The sequence below is a fragment of the Cupriavidus sp. 05T41 genome (assembly GCF_056396525.1).
In genome coordinates this window covers 22,917-40,229 of the sequence record NZ_JBFTLQ010000072.1, presented here as the reverse complement: position 1 = coordinate 40,229, position 17,313 = coordinate 22,917, and the positions used below count along the sequence as shown (strand labels likewise).

Below are 17,313 nucleotides of genomic sequence, written 5' to 3'. Positions count from 1 at the left end.
GGGCCGGACCGGCCGCGACCACGCCGCCGAAGCGGGGCAGCCCGAAGCCCGTGCCGAGCAGTATGCGCAGTCGTTGTCGGAACGCCACCGCGATATCCTGCGCCGCCACAAGAACTGGCGCAGCGTGGAAGCGCTGCCTGACGGGCGCGCCATCGCGCTGTCGCACAGCGCCATGCCCGACGGGGCGTGGGTGACCACCTGCGAGGATGTCACCGAGCAACGCCGTATCGAGGCCAAGATCCACCACCTGGCGCGTCACGACGGCTTGACCGGGCTGCCAAACCGCAGCTTCCTCGATGCCTACCTGGACGATGAGCTACAGCGCGCGCACCTGCAGGGCTGCCAGGTGGCCACGCTGGGCATCGACCTGGACCGCTTCAAGGAGGTCAACGACCTGCACGGCMGCGCCGCGGGTGATACCGTGCTGCGCACGCTTGCCGCGCGTATTGCCGCCCAGATGCAGCCGGGCGAGTTCATCGCCCGCATCGACGGCGACGAGTTCATGGCCGTCAAGCGTTTCACGCGGCAAACCGAACTGAGCGATTTCACCGCGCGCCTGGTGACCTGCCTGAGCGAGCCGGTGCGGCTCGATGGCTACGACCTCACCACCAGCGCCAGCATCGGCATCGCGATCTATCCCGGCGACGGCACGCACCGCGACCAGCTGGTCGGCAATGCCGGCCTGGCCATGCGCCGCGCCAAGGGCAGCCTGTCGGAATCGATCTGCTTCTACGAACGCCGCATGGATGAGACGGAGCGCGAACGCCGCGCGCTGGCCGGCGAGCTGTGGATGGCCATCGCCGCCAACCAGTTCGTGCTCGACTACCAGGTGCAGACCGCGATTGCCAGCGGCGAGGCGATCGGCTGCGAGGTACTGCTGCGCTGGGAGCATCCCGAGCGCGGCCTGATCCMGCCCGACAGTTTCATGCCGCTGGCCGAGGCGTGCGGCGCCATCCTGCCGATCGGCGAGTGGGTGCTGCGCACCGCCTGCAGCGAGGCCGCGCGATGGACCTTGCCGCGCAAGATCTCGGTCAACCTGTCGCCGGTGCAGATCACCCACGGCAACCTGGTGACGCTGGTGGCGCGCCTCCTGGAGGAAACCGGACTGCAAGCCGGCCGGCTCGAACTCGAGATCACCGAATCCACCATCACCGGCGACAGGGAGCGCGCGCTGGACATCCTGCGCGGCATCAAGGCGCTGGGCGTCAGCATCGCCATCGACGATTTCGGCACCGGCAATTCCTCGCTGGATACCCTGCGTTCTTTCCCGTTCGACAAGATCAAGCTGGACCGCAGGTTTATCGCCGAGATCGCCGGGAACCAGCAGGCCAAGGCCATCATCCGCGCCATCCTGGCGCTTGGCCAGAGCCTGGCCATCCCGGTGCTGGCCGAAGGCGTGGAGACCGCCGAGCAGCTCAAGCTGCTGCAAGCCGAAGGCTGCGACGAAGCGCAGGGCTATCTGCTCGGCCGCCCGCAACCGCTCGCGCTGTTCCGCCGCGACCATGCCGTGCTCGTGGCGCCGCAGGCGCAGGCAGACCCCCGCTCCCGATCGCCAGKGTGACGCACGAGGCGCGCGGGCGCGCGGCGAACCCCATCTCGCCCGGGAAGCGCGCGGAACTCGCCTGCCGGGCCGCACTCTGATCCCTTATCGGCGGCCGCCCTGGCCGCCGCCCGGACCAGAACAGGGAGCGGCAGTGCCAGCACGGATCACCCGCATCCAGGCGGGCATCGGCGGCGTCATCGAAGCCGATGGCGACGATGGCGGCGATGGCGGCCATGGCGGCTCAAGCCCGTCATGAAGGACCTGCCCCGCGTCGCCGCATGCCAGCCACCGGGCCCCGAGGCAGGGTCCCCGCACCCGGGACCGGTGCGCGAGGTGGGCGATCGCAGCGGCGGCCACCATGTCTCTCCCCATCGGCTGCCCGGATGCGCGCACGCTGATCCGCTCACGCCCGCCGACCGCTACCAGGAACTGTTCGTCGCGGTGCAGATGGCCCGCGTCTTCAGCGACAGCAAGACCTTCACCGATGCCATCCCGCGCCAGGACCCGGAATCKATCCTGACCGCATACCGGGCCAGCGCGGGCGCTGCCGGATTCGACCTCGCGGGCTTCGTGCAGGCGCATTTCACGCTGCAGGAAGTGCCGCGCAGCCGTTATGTCTCCGATCCCCACCAGACCCTGGGCGACCATATCGACGCTCTGTGGCCGGTGCTCACGCGCCATCCGGCGGAGCACCCGCCGCAATGCTCGCTGCTGCCGCTGCCCAATGCCTACGTGGTGCCGGGAGGGCGCTTTACCGAACTCTATTACTGGGACTCCTACTTCACCATGCTGGGCCTGACCGTCAGCGGCGACGCCAGCCTGCTGCATGGCATGGCAGACAATTTCTCCTACCTGCTCGATACCTATGGCGTGATTCCCAACGGCACGCGGACCTACTACCTCAGCCGCTCGCAGCCGCCCGTGTTCGCGTTGATGGTGGAGCTGTTCGATGACCACGGCGTGAAGCCCGAGCTGGCCTACCTGCCGCAGCTTCGCAAGGAGTATGCGTTCTGGATGCGCGGCGCCGAGCACCTGGCGCCGGGACAGGCTTGCCGGCGCGTGGTCAGGCTCGCGGACGGCAGCCTGCTCAACCGCTACTGGGACGAGCGCGATACGCCGCGCGAAGAAGCCTTTATCGAGGATATCGGCACGGCCGCCGCCTCGTCGCGCCCCGCGCCCGAGGTCTACCGCGACCTGCGCGCCGCGGCGGAATCGGGCTGGGACTTCAGCTCGCGCTGGCAGGAGCCCGGCGGCGGCCTGGAAACGATACGGACCACGGCCATCCTGCCGGTCGATCTCAACAGCCTGCTGTACAAGCTGGAGACGAAGCTGGCCGAGCTGGCGGCAGCCGCGGGCGAGGCGGACGCGCCGGACTTCCTGGCACGCGTGCAGGCGCGGCGGCATGCCATCGACCACCTGATGTGGAACGAGGCCGAAGGTGCCTGGTTCGATTTCGACTGGCAGCGCCACCAGCCCCGCGCCAACCTCACGGCGGCCACCGTGATGCCGCTCTACGTGGATGCCGCCAGCCCCGCGCAGGCGGCGCGGCTCGCACGCACCGTGACCGCGCGCCTGCTGCAACCCGGCGGCATGGCCACCACCGAGCGCATCAGCGGCGAGCAGTGGGACCAGCCGAATGGCTGGGCGCCGCTGCAATGGCTGGCCATCGGCGGGTTTGCGCRCCACGGCCAGCGTGCGCTCGCGCGCGAGATCGCGCACCGCTGGCTGCATACCGTGGCCAGCCTCTATCGCCGCGAGTACAAGCTGGTGGAGAAATACGCATTGCGGCATGCGCCGCATGGGGCCGTGGGCGGTGGCGGCGGCGAGTATCTCCTGCAGGACGGCTTCGGCTGGACCAACGGCGTGGTGCGCCGCCTGCTGCAGCAGCATCCCAGCCACGCGGCCTGCGCCTCGCGCGCGGGAGAGCCGGGCTAGCTTGCCCCGGGCTCGCGCATCCAGTGCGCCACGGTGGCGGCCAGCCAGGCCGGGTCGTCGTGCGGCAGGTCGTGGCCGGCCCACGCGTGCCTGCGRTGTGCCACGGCCCATGCCGCCGCCAGGCGGGCCGAGCACTCCGGATCGACCAGGCGGTCGGCCGCCGAGGACACCACCAGCGTGGGGCAGCGCGGCGCCGCCGCCGCGGCGCGGTAGCGCGCCGCGGCCCATAGCTGGCGCAGCGCATTGCCTCGGCTCACCGGCGCGCTCGCGCGGATCGCGCTCCATGCCGCCACGTCGGCAGCCAGGGCGGCCCTGGTATTGCAGGTGAGGCGATGGATGGTGCGCTCGCAATAGGGGCCGTCCTGCCAGCGCAGCGCCATGCCGGCCAGCGCCGCCCAGTTGCGCGGGCGCAGGCGCTGCGCCACGCTGCCAAACGGCCGCATGCTGGTGTTGACCAGCACCAGCGCGCCGATCTCCTGCGGGTAGCGCCGCGCCCATTCCGCCGCCACCATGGCGCCCAGCGACATCGCCAGCACGCGGTAGGGCGGCGCCAGGGCCTGCCGGCGCGCGCTGGCGCGCATGTGCTCGACCATSGCCGCCACGCTCGGTGGTGCGCGCCGTGCCGCCTCCGTGCCGTTGCCGGGCAGGTMCAGCAGGGTCAGGCGCGTGATGCCGCAACGCGCCCGCAGCGCGGCGGGCAGCGCCCCCCAGTGGCGCGCTTCGCGCGTGAGCCCGCGCAGCAGGATCCATTCGTTGAGCCGGGCGTTCATCGGAGCCGGCCGCCCTGCCATTGCGCCGTGGCCTGCGCCAGCAATTGCGCGCGCCGCTCGCCGCGCGGCAGCCAGCGCTCGGGCGCGTAGGCCACGCGCCCGAGGAAGTCGAGCAGGTTGGCGTGACGGCGCAGCACGCGCTCGGTGCGGTGCGCCTTGACCGGATTGAAGAAGCCATGGCGCGAGAACAGCTGCCGCGGATTCTTCTTGATCCACAGCCAGGAACCCAGCTCGAGCGTCATCGGCAGGAAGATGTTGGCCGGCGGCGTATGGTCGTAGGCCCAGTCCCACAGGTCGCCATGCAGCAGGTACTGGTTGCTCTGCGGCTCGAACGCATAGCCGTGGTGCGGATGCGCCTGCTCGAACATCGTCTTGAGCGCGAACATTTCGGGCAGGTGCGCCATCGGCGCGGCCGTGCGCGCGTACGGAAACCAGATACTGTCGCCCCAGCCGTAGCCGGAGTGGCAGTCCAGCGCGAAGCTCAGGGGGCGTTGCTGCAATTGCTCGGAGACCACGCGCAGCATGGCCGTGCTTTCCAGCTCCATCGGTGCTCMCAGCCTGCCGCGATACCACGGCAGCCACGGGCCCAGCCGCTGTCCGCCGGCCAGCGGCGGCACGCGGCCAACGGCGTCCTGCGGCGCGTTGCGCATCAGGTCGACGCCGTTGGGGTTGGCGCGCGTGGACGCCCACATGCCGCCCGGGTTGACGATGGGCATGAAAAGCAGCCGCACCGATTGCAGTTGCMGCTCGAGCAACTCGTCCCACTCCAGCCGCCACAGCAGCATGCGCATGTAGTCGAGCAGCAGGTGGGTGCCGATACGCTCCAGGCCGTGGATGCCGGCAAAGAACCCGATGGCGGGTGCGCGCGGGTCGTCCGAGCCGATGCTGGCGGTGTAGAGGGGGAAGCGCTGTGCGCCTGCGCTGACCTCGCCGACGCAGCGGGCGTCCAGGCGATGCGCGCCGGTTTCGAGCAGGGCTTCCAGTTGCCGCATTTCAGCGAAACCGTCGGCGGCGGGCAGGGGCATGGGCGAGGGCAGATCCGGGGGCGCGGTCCAGGCAGACGGGGTTGCGCCCATCATCGGCCGCCAATGTGAAATCCCCGTGACGGCGGATGAGGTTGTCCGTGCACCGGCTTCGAATCCGGCTTCGAATCTGACTCCGAGGCACGGACCGTGCCGGTGCGCGGGCGCCTACCCGGCCATCCCGGGTGCGAACAGTTCTAGTATCGTCCACCCCCGCGCCGTCGCCAAGGCGCCAAGCGCGGCATCCGGATTGGTCGCCACGGGATGGCTCACCGCCTCGAGCAGCGGAATGTCGTTGMGGGAATCGCTATAGAACGCKGTGCGCTCGAACCGGTCCCACCGCAAGCCCAGCGAAGCCAGCCACTGCGCAACCCGCTCGATCTTGCCMGCGCCGAAGCTCGGCACGCCGGCGACGGCGCCGGTGAACCCGCCGCGCGCGTCGCACGCGGCCTCCACGGCCACCAGGTGCTCCACCCCCAGCGCCGCCGCAATCGGCTCGGTGACGAACCGGCACGTCGCCGTGACGATGCAGCACAGGTCGCCGGCATCGCGGTGACGGGCCAGCAGCGCGCGGGCTGGCGGGCGGATGGCAGGCACGATCACCTCGCGCATGAAGCTCGCGCGCAGCGCCTCCAGGCGCGCGCGCGGATGGCGTGCCAGCAGGCCGAGGGCAAAGGCGGCATGGCGCCGGAAGTCGAGTCGCCCCGCGCTGTACTCGGCCAGCCACAGCGCGTTGTTGGCTTCGACTTCGCGCGCGTCGGCGGCGCCGGCCGCCACCAGGTAGCGAGCCCATTCGTATTCGCTGTCCAGCGGTAGCAGGGTGTGGTCGAGGTCAAACAAGGCAAGGCGGGGCATGCGCCGTCTCCGGTCGGAAAACCGCACAGGATGGGCAGGCGCGGTGACCCGCGCGTGATGCGCGGCGCAAGAATTCCGATACCGTTATCGGCGAATTTCCGCCGCCGCGGGAAAGCGCTCGCCTAGGCGGCTGCGCGGGGGGCGAGGCATTMGAGGAAGGCGCCGATCAGGCGGGTATGCGTGCGGMCCTGGAGACAGTACAGGTACTCGTGCAGTACCGGCGGGTGGCTGGCGAACGGTACCACGCACAGCCCGGCATCGCGCGGGACTTCGCCGAGCGGCACCACGCTCGTTCCCAGGCCCTGGCGGATGGCTTCGTAGATGGCCTCGCGGCTGCCGATCACGGTGCTCGACGGCAGCTTCAGCCCGGCATCTTCCAGCGCCGTCTCGACCGCCTTGCGGGTCATCGAGCCATGTTCGCGGATCAGCAGGTGGCAGCCGGAGATCTGGGCGAGGGTGACGCTGGGCGCGCGCGCCAGCGGGTGGCCGGGGTCGACCACCAGCACCATGGGATCGGACGCCAGGGTGATGCGGGCCAGGCGATCGTCGTCGACGGCGTGCGACGAGACCGCGACGTCGATGCGGTACTCGAACAGCGCGTCCAGCATCTGTTGCKAGTTGCCGATGTCGAGGCTGATCCCGATGGCCGGGTAGCGTTCCCGGAACGCGGCCACGCTGGGCAGGATGTAGTAGGGGCCGGTAGCGCCCACGCGCAGCTTGCCCAGGTGCAGGTTGCCGGCGTTGCGCAGCAGGAAATCCGCGCTGCCCTCGTGCTGCATCAGCTGTTCCACCACGGGCATGAGGGCCACGCMGACATCGCTGAGGTCGACCCGGCCGCCGCGGCGGTAGAACAGCTCCACGCCGTAGCTTTCTTCCAGCTGCCGGATGCGGCCGGTGACGGTGGGCTGGCTCACGCGCAGCTGCTTGGCGGCGGTGGTGATGCTGCCCTGGCGCGCCACTTCATAAAACGTCGTCAGCAGGTCGCCGAGCATGGGAATCCGGGGGAAGGAAGCAAGCGCGCCAGTCTAGCGGCGCTTTGTGACAGTTCCGCGCAGCGCCGCCACGGGGGCGGCGGCGCTGCACGCGGGGCCGGGCGGCCAGGCCCGGGGCCACTCCCCGCGCCTACTTGCCCAGGGCGGGATCGGACTTGCCGTCCGCGCCGGTTTCCACGCGCCCGGCGAAGCGGCGCTGGAAACCGCCCTGCGGCACCGTGACGGCGAAGTCGTACCAGTTGTCCTGCAGGCCCAGCGGCCAGTGCTGGTCGAGCTGCTTGCCGGCGGGGATGTCGAAGCTCCAGGGCCCGTCGGTGCGGTAGGCCTTGGGTGTGACGGTGAAGGTGCAGGGCGCGGGGCCGGTATTGATCATGGTCAGGTAGACCGCGGCATTGGCGACGTCGTAGCACACGCGGATTTCCGGCGCGGTGCCGCCGGCCGCCGCCACGGCGCTGACGTCGCCCTGGAAGCTGCGGTGGAAGCCGTTCGGGCCGAGCACCCACAGATCGTACTTGCCATTGTCGGCGGCGTAGGCGTCCCAGCTATCGTGCAGTTCCTTGCTGGGCTCCACCACGTAGCGGCGGGGCACGCGGTCCAGGTGCAGGCGGTCGTACACATGGAACACGGCGGCGGCGTTGCCGGTGTTGCTGAACAGCAGCCACATGACGCGCGAGCCCGGATCCTCGCGCCCGCTCACGTGCAGCTCGTACGGCAGCGCGCGGGACKGGCGCTGGCCGGCTTGCTGGGTGGCGGGCGCAGCGGCCTGCGCGCTCTCGGTGGGCAGCGGCACCTGCGCCTTGGCCTCCTGTGCGGTGCGCACGGCATCGGCGGCGGTCTTGGTGCGGCTGGGCATGCCCGGCAGGGCCGCGCTGTTGGGGCTGACGAAGTTGAAGGCGGAGCTCAGGTCGCCACAGATGGCGCGGCGGTAGGCGCTGATATTGGTTTCGGCGACGCCGAAGCGCGCCTCCATGAAGCGCAGCACCGAGGTGTGGTCGAACACCTGCGAGTTGACCCAGCCGCCGCGGCTCCAGGGCGACACCACGTACATCGGCACGCGCGGGCCGGGGCCGTAGGGATGCTTGTCGGTGTGGTACTCGCCGTCGGTGGAAACGGTGGACTTGCCGGCCAGCACGCCGCTGGCGTCGTAGGCCGGCGCGCATGGCGGCGGCACGTGGTCGAAGAAGCCGTCGTTCTCGTCGAAGTTGATCAGCAGGACGGTCTTGCTCCAGATGTCCGGATTGGCGGTGAGMGCGTTGAGCACTTCCTGCGTGTACCAGGCGCCCTGCACGGGGCTCGAAGGCCCGGGGTGCTMGGAGTAGTTGGCCGGGGCCACGATCCACGAGACCTGCGGCAGGCCGCCGGCGGCGATGTCGTCCTTGAGCGCCTGCAGGAAGCCGTTGTCCGGCATGGTGTTGCCGATGCCCTTGATGAGCGGGTTGATGGCTTCGTCGGCGACGGTATAGGCCGGGTAGGGACTGCCGCTGGAAGCATTGCCACGCGCTTCGTTGGCCTTGCGGTACTGCACGAAGCCGGCCAGCGGATTGTCGGTGAAGTTGTCCGGCATGTTCTGGTAGACCTTCCAGCTCACGCCGGCGGCCTGCAGGCGTTCCGGATAGGTGGTCCAGCGGTAGCCGCCGGTGGAGGCGCCCATGGAGTCGCCGCTGTTGTCGATCACCGGCCMGCCGTTGGCGCCGGTGGGGTCGTTGGTCCCGGTCCAGTGGAACAGGCGGTTGGTGTTGGTGCCGCCGTGGAATCCGCAGTGATACGCGTCGCACAGCGTGAAGGCGTTCGCCAGGGCAAACTGGAAGTCCAGCTCGGCCTCGGTGTAGTAGCCCATCGACTGGGTCTGCTTGTAGGTGGGCCACTTGTTCATGCGGCCCAGGTCCCAGGCGTTCTGCGCGTCGGGGTAGCTGTGCGGAGTGCCGCTCACGCGCTGGGCGTTGCCCGTGGCGCTGTCCAGGTGATACGGCTGCACGATGCGGTTGGTAAAGGTCTGCTGCCAGACGTTGAGGCCGCCGGCCAGCGGGATCGGGAAACGGTCGCCGAAGCCGCGCACGCCCCTGAGCGTGCCGAAGTAATTGTCGAAGGAGCGGTTTTCCTGCATCAGGATCACCACGTGCTCCACATCGCGGATGCTGCCGGTGGCGTTGTTGGCCGGAATCGCCAGGGCGCGGCGGATCGACGGCGGGAAGGCGGCCAGCGCCGCGGCGGCGGAGGCGCCACCGGCCATCTTGAGGAAGTTGCGTCTGCTGTGAAGGCTCATCTTGATTGGTTCTGGCTAGGCTGTTCGGCTGGTCGGTTKGTGCGGACGTTGCCCGGCGCGGTGCCGGGCCTGCCCATCCATCAGGGCGCGCAGCGCAGTTGCGGCGTCACCGCCGGTTGTGCGCCGGGCTCGGCCGGCTTGGCGGGAGGCTGGGCTGCGTTGTTGTCGCCGGCGTCGCCGCCGCAGGCGCTCAGCACGGCGCACAGCGCCAGCGCCGCCAGCCATGCGGGCAGTGCGTGAATCGAGATCGAAGGCTTCATGGTCACGTTTGCTCTCGTGGGGAATCAGGGGTTGAGCGTGGACAGGGGCTGGCGCGAGCCGGTGATGGTCTGCAGCTCGGCCAGGCTGAGCTGGCGCGTCCACATGGCGAGGTCGTTGAACTCCATCACGCCCTTGAGCGAGCCGGCGTTGTTGGGCACGTAGGCGTGGGTGGCGTCGTCATTGATGCCCCACTGCCTGGTGTTGAGGCCGCCGAGCCTGGTCACGTCGGTGTTGACGATGGCCTGGTTTTCTTTCTTCTGCACCCCCATCACCGGGTCGATGATGTAGGCGCTGAAGGTCTTGGCCGTGGCGTTGACCGACAGGGCCAGGTAGGCCCACTGGCTGGCGCTGAACTTCATGCCCTGGATGTCGTCGCGCTTGCCGCCGCTGCCGATGTTGAAGCGCACCTCGCAGCTGCCGAACAGGCCGATGGCGATGCCGGCGTTCGACCCAGAGACGTAGTTCTTGTTCGACAGGATCGGCTCGCCGGTGCCGTTGCCCTGGGTGCAGTCGGACTTGAACCAGAAGCCGATGGTGAACTGCGGGGACAGCGCGATATCGGCGCCGCTCTGGTTCAGCACGTAGGCGTCKACGTTGGAGTTGACCTTCAGCGACCTGGTGCCGAAGTTGTCGGTGCCGGGCGAGCCGCCGTCGGTGCCGGCCACCCACGGGCCGATGGTGGTGGTGCCCTTTGCGTCGACCGCGGGCAGCGTCTCGAAGCTGTAGTACGCGGCGAGGTTGTTGCGCAGCGTGTCGGCCAGCACGACCGGCTTGACGTAGTTGATCTGCGCCAGCAGGGAGGCGGGCACACCATTGCGCACCAGCGTGTAGTTGTAGCGGTAGACACCGCTGGCTGGCGCGTTGAGGGTCTTGTCCTCGTAGCTGGTGGTGCCGGCGGGCAGGGTGGCGATCTGCACGCCGTCGCGCAGCAGCGTCATGTCGCCGGTGGCGGCGGCAGGATTCTGCCAGGACAGCACCAGCGAATCGCTGAAGGTGCCGACGGTGGATTTCAGTGCGCGCGCGCCGGCGCTGCCGGTCAGCGCGGAGCCGTCGAGCTTGTACGACGCGGCGGGGATGGCCACGCCGCCATGGGCCAGCAGCGTGGGCAGCAGGTCCGTCTCGCCCGGCAGCGCCGAGAGCGCGGCGGCGGTGGCCGGTGCGGCGGGCAGGTTGCTGGCCAGCGCTGCGTTGAACGGCTTGTTCAGCGCGATGAAGGCGGTGCGGTTTTCCACGGTGGGCAGCGTGGTGGTGGCGCCGGTGGCGTCGAGGCCGTGGCTGGTGGTCACGGCCACCAGCCAGTCTTCGCCGGCGTTGGCCTGGCGGCGCGCCTGCACGGCGGCCAGCAGCTTGCCGAGCGCCTGGTCGAAGGCGGCCAGCGCGCTCGCGTAGCCGCCGCCCTGGAAGCCTTGCGTCGCGGCGGCCAGGTCGGGGGCGGCGTATTGGGCAAGGACCACGTCGTAGCCCGACTGCACCAGCTTCAGGCCTTCCTGCGTGACGCAGCCGTCGTCGTAGGCGCAGTCGCGTAGCGAATCGATATTGCCGGTGGCCGCGTCKGCCTTGAGCAGTGCCGGCAGGGTTGCCGAACTGCTGGCCACGCCCAGGCGCTGCCTGGCGGCCCCGGCGCTGCTGGCGTTGGCGGTGCGCAGGTACTGGAACAGGGTCGGGGCCTTCAGGCCGCCGAGGGTCGCCACGTCGTCGTTCACGCMGTGGCGGTCCTGCCAGGTGCCGGTCAGCACGGTGGCCCAGCCCGGGCCGTCCAGCGGTGCCTGCTCGGTGGTGGTGCCGAGCCTGCCGCCGGTGGACGAAGGCGTGATCGCCAGCGTGGCCAGGTTGGGCATGCCGCGCTGGATCATCGCGCTCTGCAGCTGGCTGTAGGTGGCGCCGTCCACGCCGACCAGCAGGATCTTCTTGCTGGTGGCGCCCGCGTTGCCGTTGCCGGCATTGCCCTGGTCCGGGGCAACGGTCGCCGGCGCATCGCTGCCGCCGCCGCATGCTGCTACCGCGCCCGCCAGGGCCAGGCTGCACGCCACGCGTGCCTGCTGTTTCCATGCCATGTCTGCTTCCCTCTTTTCTGTTGTMTCGCTAGCCGCGCGCCGCAACGGCGGCGCTGCCAATCACGCTGCCCGTGACGCGTTGGCAGAGTAAGAAAAGGGGTTGTCAGCCGGGTGACAGGCGGGCAAAGAATGCTKATGCGCCTATTCGCATTCCTGATGGAACAGGCATGCGCGAAGCGCAGCCAGGGCCGGGCGGCGTGGCTGCGGAGCGGAAAATGCGGGGGGATGGGTGAGGCGGGTGAGGCGGGTGAGGCCGGTGCGGTGGGGCAGGAGAGGGACAGGACAGCGCCCGCGCGAGCGGCGGGCGCTGCGGGCGATCAGGCGTTGGCTGCCTGCGCGGGCTTGCCGCCGGCACGGGCGGTCTTGCGTCCGGCCGCCAGCGCCATCAGCGCGGCCACCAGGCAGGCCGCGCCGGCGGCGTACAGGGCCGGCGTATAGGTCAGCAGCAGGGTGCGCGTGAGGCCGGCGCCGAAGGCGGCCGTGGCGGCACCGACCTGGTGGGCGGCGAAGATCCAGCCGAACACCATCGGCGCGCGCTCCTTGCCGAACGCCGAGCCTGCCAGCTTGACCGTGGGCGGCACCGTGGCGATCCAGTCCAGGCCGTAGAACATGGCGAAGATCGACAGGCCGTACAGMGTGAAGGTGGAGTGCGGCAGCCAGAACAGCGACAGCCCGCGCAGGCCGTAGTACCAGAAGAGCAGCTTGCGGCAGTCATAGCGGTCCGACAGCCAGCCCGACAGGATGGTGCCGACGAAATCGAAGGCGCCCATCATGGCCAGCGCGCCGGCGGCGGGCACCGCGCTCATGCCGAAGTCCGCGCACAGCGAGATGAAGTGCGTCTGGATCAGGCCGTTGGTGCTGAGGCCGCAGATGAAGAAGGTGCCGGCGAGGACCCAGAAGGTCTGGCTGCGGGCSGCRTCGCGCAGCACCACGAASGGGCCGCGCAGCGTCAGCGGCGCGGGAGCCGCCGGCGGCTGGGCCGCCGTGGCCGGCACCTTCTGCGGCACTTCGCCGAAGGCCGCCAGGCCTACGTCCGCCGGGCGGTTGCGCATGAAGCAGAACACCAGCACGGCCAGCACCGCGCAGGCCAGCAGCACGGGCAGCACGGCGGTGCGCCAGCCCATATGCTCGATCAGCCAGGCCGCCACCGGCAKGAACGCCAGTTGCCCGGTGGCGGAACTCGCGGTCAGGACGCCGATCACCAGCCCGCGCCGCGCGCTGAACCAGCGGCTCGCCACCACCGCCGCCAGCACCAGCGCGGTCAGTCCGGAGCCGACGCCCAGCATCAGGCCCCAGGCGACAAAGAGTTGCCACAGCTCGGTGGCCACCGTGGCCAGCGCCATGCCGCCGGCGATCAGCCCCAGCGCGGCCCACACCACGTTGCGCACCCCGAAGCGTTCCATCAGGATGGCCGAGAACGGCGCCATCAGGCCGAACAGCGCAAAGCGGAAGGCTAGGATCGACGAGATCTGGTCCGTATCCCAGCCCATCTCGCGGGTCAGCGGCTTGAGGAAGGCGCCGGGCAGGCCGAGGGCGGCCGATGTGGTCAGCATCACGCAGAAGGTGATGGCGGCGATCAGCCAGGCGTAGTGGATGCCGCGCCGGTCGAGCCGGCTGGAAAGCGCTTGAGCAAACATGAAGTATCCAGGAGCAGGGTTTCGGTTTCGGTTTCGGTTCGGTTTTGTGAGCGAGGGGTSGGCGTTGCTTGTCCTTACGGTGCGAGTGGGCCCAGCAGCATGTCGTGCGCGGCGGCGAGGATGTCGTCGGACAATGCGTCGCCGGCCGTCGCCCGCGCCAGCGTCATCGCGCCCACCAGCGTGGACAGTTGCGCCAGCGCCAGCTTGCGGCGCTCGGCCGGGTCATCGTGCGCCACCGTCTTCATCCAGTCTTCGACCATGACCTTGAGGCCGTCGATATAGGCCTGCCGCACCGGCTTGTCCGCGGGTTCGCGCGCCACGTCGCTGGCCAGCGCTACCGCAGAGCAGCCCTCGCCGGGGTGCGCGCAGTGATCCTGCGTCAGATAGGGTTCAACCAGGTTGGCGCGCATGGCGCGCTTGTCGTCGCCGCCGCGGCCGATGCGGCCCGCCCAGCGCCGCGCCGATTCTTCGAAGCCGCGCTTGCACGCCAGCTCCGCCAGCGCGTCCTTGGACGAGAAGTGTCCATAGAAGCCGCCATGGGTCAGGCCGGCCCCGGCCATCAGCTCGGCCACGCTGACGCCGTTCAGTCCGCGCTCGCGGAACAGCCTTGTAGATGCTGCCTCGATCGCTTCGCGGTTCTTTTCTGCCTGTTCTCGTGATGCGCGCGCCATGTCCGCTCTCCTGGCAAGTTTTTTCTTGACCGGATTTTATATGACACCCATAATTTATTCAATAAATGTTGCTCATCATTTAAAAAGCTGCTGGCCGCCCTGGCTCGCAGCATCCTTCCGCCCTCAAGGAGGCATTTCATGCAGAATCTGTTCGATCTCACTGGCCGCGTGGCCGTCATCACCGGCTCCACCAAAGGCATGGGCCTCGAAATGGCCCGCGCGCTCGGTGCCTCCGGCGCCGCCCTGGTGGTGTCGGGCCGCGACCAGGCTGGCGCGGCGGCAGTCGCCGCCACGCTCGAAGCCGAAGGCTTCAAGGCCAGGGGAATCGCTTGCGACATCGCCGATGTCGGCAGCGTGCGCGCCTTCGCCGAGCAGGCACTGGCCGCCTTCGGCCGCGTCGATGTGCTGGTGCTGAACGCGGCGGCCAGCGCGGAGGTGGGTTCGCTTCTGACGCAGGGACCGGACCTGTTCGACCAGGCCATGGCCGGCAATGTGCGCGGCAACCTGGTGCTGGTCAACGCCCTGGCGCCGCAGATGATCGCKCGCGGCGACGGCTCMATCACGTTCATGTCKAGCATCGCGGCCAAGCGCGGCTCGGCCATGCTKGGTCTCTACAGCATCACCAAGGGGGCGACCGACCAGGCCGTGCGCAGCCTGGCGCAGGAACTTGGCCCGCATGGCATCAATGTGAATGCCATCAATCCGGGCCCGGTGCGCACCGAGTTCTCGCGCGAGGCGCTGTGGGGAAATCCGGAGCAGGAAGCGCGGCTGGCGGCCGGCATTCCCATGCGCCGCATCGGCGAGGCCAGGGATGTGGCCGGGCTGGCAGTGCTGCTGGCCTCGCCGGCCGGGCGCTTCATCCACGGGCAGAGCATCGGCGTGGATGGCGGCCTGTCGGCGTAAGCGCTTTCGCGTGCGCTGAGCACCGCCGTCGTCGCGCAGGCCGGCGCGAGCGTGCCGTCGGGATTGGCGCTATTCTCGGTGTCTTTCTTTCGGGCAAGACGCAAGACATGACGGCAATCGACCTATCCCGTTTCCCTCGCTACACCCTGCGCGAAGGCGTGGCGCCGATCCAGCATCTGCCACGGCTGAGCCAGTACCTTGGCGGCGCCGATATTTTCGTCAAGCGGGACGATATCGGCGGCCTGGGCGGAGGCGGAAACAAGCTCAGGAAGCTCGAATACCTGGTCGGGGAGGCACTGGCGGACGGTGCCGATACCATCATCACGGTGGGCGGAAGGCAATCGAACCACGCACGGCTGACCGCCGCGGCCGCGGCAAAGGCGGGGCTGGCATGCGAGCTGATCCTTGCACGCCTGGTCCCGCGTGAGGACGCCGACTACGTGAATAGCGGGAACGTGCTGCTCGACGACCTGTTCGGGGCGCGCGTGCATGACCTGCCGGCGGGCTCCGACGCGCTGGGGTATGCCAACCAGCGCGCCGAGGCGCTGCGCGCGCAAKGGCGTCGCGTCTACGTCTGCCCGCTGGGCGGCTCCAGCCCGACCGGCTKCCTGGGCTACKCGGCATGCGCCGTGGAAATCKACGACGAAGCCAGTACGCGCGGCCTGTCMTTCGATCGCATCCTGGTGGCCAACGGCAGCGGCGGCATGCAGGCCGGGCTGATAGCGGGGGAGATCGCCTGCGGCCGTCCGGCAGCGCGCGTTGCCGGCTACTCGGTGCTGGCACCGCTCGAGAAGGCGCGCGAGGACACGCTTGCCAAGGCAAGGCAGACCCTGGCGCTGCTCGATCCGGCGCTCGGCGTTGCGGCCGAATCCGTGGACGTGGACGGCAGCCAGTTCGGACCCGGCTATGGCCAGCCCACCGCAGGCATGGTCGACGCCTTGCGCCTTGTCGCCACGCAAGAGGGCATCTTGCTCGATCCTGTCTACAKCGGCAAAGCGTTTGCCGGCCTGGTCCATGACGTCAGGGCCGGACGATATCGCAAAGGCCAGCAGATCCTGTTCGTCATGAGCGGCGGCGTGCCTTCGCTGTTTGCCTACCGGAGCATCTTCTAGCGCAAGCGCCGCCGCTGGCGGCCGCAGCCGGCCGGATCGCGGCAGGCGCGGACAACCATTGCCATGGCATCGCCCGCGGCGGCAATAGCGAACGCTCGGCCGACGCGTCGCCGCGCCGCGCGGGGCGCACTCATCCGTGCATCCCCGCCAGCCGCATCAGCGCGCGGATCGCCAGGGCCACCAGTCCCAGCCCCGCCACGCTGATCCCCCAGATCGCCAGCATCCAGCCGATCCGCGCCAGCCAGCCGCGCGGCGCCCGCGGGTGCCCGCGCCGTCGCGCCGCCATCAGTGATACCCCTCTCCGTGCTTGACCTTGCCACGGAACACGTAGTACGCCCACACCGTGTACATCAGGATGAAAGGAATGATGAACAACGCCCCCACCAGCGTAAAGCCCTGGCTCTGCGGCKGCGCGGCGGCATCCCAGATCGTGATGCCGGGCGGCACGATATTCGGCCACACGCTGATGGCCAGCCCGCTGTAGCCCAGGAARACCAGGGCCAGCGTGTACATGAAGGGCGCGAGGTGGGCATCCGCGGCCAGCGACCGCACCAGCCGGTACATGCACAGCAACACCAGCAGCGGTACCGGCGCGAACCAGATMAGGTTGGGCAGGCTGAACCAGCGCTGGGCGATGCGCGCATGGGCAAGCGGGGTCCAGATGCTGATGATGGCGATCACGCCCAGCAAGGCCCAGGCCAGTCTGCCGGTGAGGTGCAGCATGCGCTGGTGCAGTTCGCCCTCGGTCTTCATGATCAGCCAGGTGCTGCCCAGCACCGTGTAGGCCACCGCCACGCCAAGCCCGCAGAACAGCGGAAAGGGATGCAGCCAGTCCAGCGGGCCGCCGGCGAAGGCGCGGCCGCTGACGCGGATGCCGTYGATATAGGCCCCCAGCGCAACGCCCTGGAAAAAGGCCGCGGCCAGCGAGCCGCAGATGAACGCCTTGTCCCAGACATGGCGCTCGCGGTCGTTGGCCTTGAAGCGGAACTCGAACGCCACGCCGCGGAAGATCAGGCCCAGCAGCATCAGGACCAGCGGCAGGTAGAGCGCGCTGAGCACCACCGAGTAGGCCAGCGGGAAGGCGGCCAGCAGGCCCGCGCCACCCAGCACCAGCCAGGTCTCGTTGCCGTCCCACACGGGCGCCACTGTATTCATCATCACATCGCGGTCATGGCGGTCCGGCACGAAGGCATAGAGCATGCCGATGCCGAGGTCGAAGCCATCCATCACCACGTACATCATCACCCCGAAGAAAATGATGACGGCCCAGATCAGGGAGAGGTCGATGCCCATGG

The 17,313-nt window shown here is 69.4% G+C and carries 15 protein-coding genes; 4 read left to right on the top strand and 11 right to left on the bottom strand.

Annotation, left to right across the window (positions count from 1 at the left end):
- Positions 1-1,561 (top strand): putative bifunctional diguanylate cyclase/phosphodiesterase (locus AC1DKV_RS31065; RefSeq protein ID WP_477138779.1); only part of this gene is annotated, 1,561 nt, incomplete at its 5' end.
- 234 nt (positions 1,562-1,795) lie between these two features.
- Positions 1,796-3,478 carry an alpha,alpha-trehalase TreF gene (gene treF, locus AC1DKV_RS31060; protein WP_477138778.1) on the top strand — a complete coding sequence of 561 codons (1,683 nt, stop codon included), beginning with the start codon at positions 1,796-1,798 and terminating at the stop codon, positions 3,476-3,478.
- Here the strand turns inward: treF and AC1DKV_RS31055 are convergent.
- From AC1DKV_RS31055 to AC1DKV_RS31015, 9 genes are all read right to left on the bottom strand, one after another.
- Positions 3,475-4,248 carry an alpha/beta fold hydrolase gene (locus tag AC1DKV_RS31055; RefSeq protein ID WP_477138777.1) on the bottom strand — a complete coding sequence of 258 codons (774 nt, stop codon included), beginning with the start codon at positions 4,246-4,248 and terminating at the stop codon, positions 3,475-3,477. The genes treF and AC1DKV_RS31055 overlap by 4 nt on opposite strands.
- Positions 4,245-5,273 (bottom strand): M14 family zinc carboxypeptidase, encoded by a 1,029-nt coding sequence (locus AC1DKV_RS31050; protein WP_477138776.1) that lies wholly within the window; start codon positions 5,271-5,273, stop codon positions 4,245-4,247. Before AC1DKV_RS31050 ends, AC1DKV_RS31055 begins: the two co-directional genes overlap by 4 nt.
- Positions 5,274-5,438: 165 nt before the next feature.
- The gene (locus tag AC1DKV_RS31045; RefSeq protein WP_477138775.1) at positions 5,439-6,125 is read right to left on the bottom strand and encodes an HAD family hydrolase; all 687 of its coding nucleotides are present in this window, start codon (positions 6,123-6,125) and stop codon (positions 5,439-5,441) included.
- A gap of 122 nt (positions 6,126-6,247) precedes the next feature.
- Positions 6,248-7,117: a LysR substrate-binding domain-containing protein gene (locus AC1DKV_RS31040; RefSeq protein ID WP_477138774.1), complete on the bottom strand. Its 870-nt coding sequence runs from the start codon at positions 7,115-7,117 to the stop codon at positions 6,248-6,250.
- Positions 7,118-7,247: 130 nt separating this feature from the next.
- On the bottom strand, positions 7,248-9,380 hold the full coding sequence (locus tag AC1DKV_RS31035) for a phosphocholine-specific phospholipase C (RefSeq protein ID WP_477138773.1): 2,133 nt from the start codon (positions 9,378-9,380) through the stop codon (positions 7,248-7,250).
- Between the two features lie 80 nt (positions 9,381-9,460).
- Complete coding sequence (locus AC1DKV_RS31030) at positions 9,461-9,640, bottom strand: hypothetical protein (protein WP_441619284.1); 180 nt, start codon at positions 9,638-9,640, stop codon at positions 9,461-9,463.
- Positions 9,641-9,664: 24 nt separating this feature from the next.
- The gene (locus AC1DKV_RS31025; protein WP_477138772.1) at positions 9,665-11,695 is read right to left on the bottom strand and encodes a hypothetical protein; all 2,031 of its coding nucleotides are present in this window, start codon (positions 11,693-11,695) and stop codon (positions 9,665-9,667) included.
- A gap of 317 nt (positions 11,696-12,012) precedes the next feature.
- Positions 12,013-13,332 carry an MFS transporter gene (locus tag AC1DKV_RS31020; RefSeq protein WP_477138771.1) on the bottom strand — a complete coding sequence of 440 codons (1,320 nt, stop codon included), beginning with the start codon at positions 13,330-13,332 and terminating at the stop codon, positions 12,013-12,015.
- 74 nt (positions 13,333-13,406) lie between these two features.
- The gene (locus AC1DKV_RS31015; RefSeq protein ID WP_441619205.1) at positions 13,407-14,003 is read right to left on the bottom strand and encodes a TetR/AcrR family transcriptional regulator; all 597 of its coding nucleotides are present in this window, start codon (positions 14,001-14,003) and stop codon (positions 13,407-13,409) included.
- Between the two features lie 138 nt (positions 14,004-14,141).
- On the opposite strand from AC1DKV_RS31015, the gene AC1DKV_RS31010 reads away from it, so the two are divergent.
- Positions 14,142-14,906, top strand: coding sequence for an SDR family NAD(P)-dependent oxidoreductase (locus tag AC1DKV_RS31010; RefSeq protein ID WP_441619207.1), 765 nt, complete (start codon positions 14,142-14,144; stop codon positions 14,904-14,906).
- 107 nt (positions 14,907-15,013) lie between these two features.
- Positions 15,014-16,018 (top strand): D-cysteine desulfhydrase family protein, encoded by a 1,005-nt coding sequence (locus AC1DKV_RS31005; RefSeq protein ID WP_477138770.1) that lies wholly within the window; start codon positions 15,014-15,016, stop codon positions 16,016-16,018.
- A gap of 130 nt (positions 16,019-16,148) precedes the next feature.
- On the opposite strand, the gene AC1DKV_RS31000 is transcribed toward AC1DKV_RS31005, so the two are convergent.
- On the bottom strand, positions 16,149-16,304 hold the full coding sequence (locus tag AC1DKV_RS31000; protein ID WP_441619211.1) for a DUF2474 domain-containing protein: 156 nt from the start codon (positions 16,302-16,304) through the stop codon (positions 16,149-16,151).
- Entirely contained in the window at positions 16,304-17,311 is a 1,008-nt protein-coding gene (gene cydB / locus AC1DKV_RS30995; protein WP_477138769.1) for a cytochrome d ubiquinol oxidase subunit II, read from the bottom strand. The genes AC1DKV_RS31000 and cydB overlap by 1 nt, the downstream gene beginning before the upstream one ends.
- Positions 17,312-17,313 lie beyond the last annotated feature (2 nt).

Excerpts from the sequence above, each read along its gene's own strand:
- AC1DKV_RS31030 (WP_441619284.1), bottom strand. The coding sequence starts at position 9,640 with ATGAAGCCTTCGATCTCGATTCACGCACTGCCCGCATGGCTGGCGGCG.
- AC1DKV_RS31015 (WP_441619205.1), bottom strand. The coding sequence starts at position 14,003 with ATGGCGCGCGCATCACGAGAACAGGCAGAAAAGAACCGCGAAGCGATC.
- AC1DKV_RS31000 (WP_441619211.1), bottom strand. The coding sequence starts at position 16,304 with ATGGCGGCGCGACGGCGCGGGCACCCGCGGGCGCCGCGCGGCTGGCTG.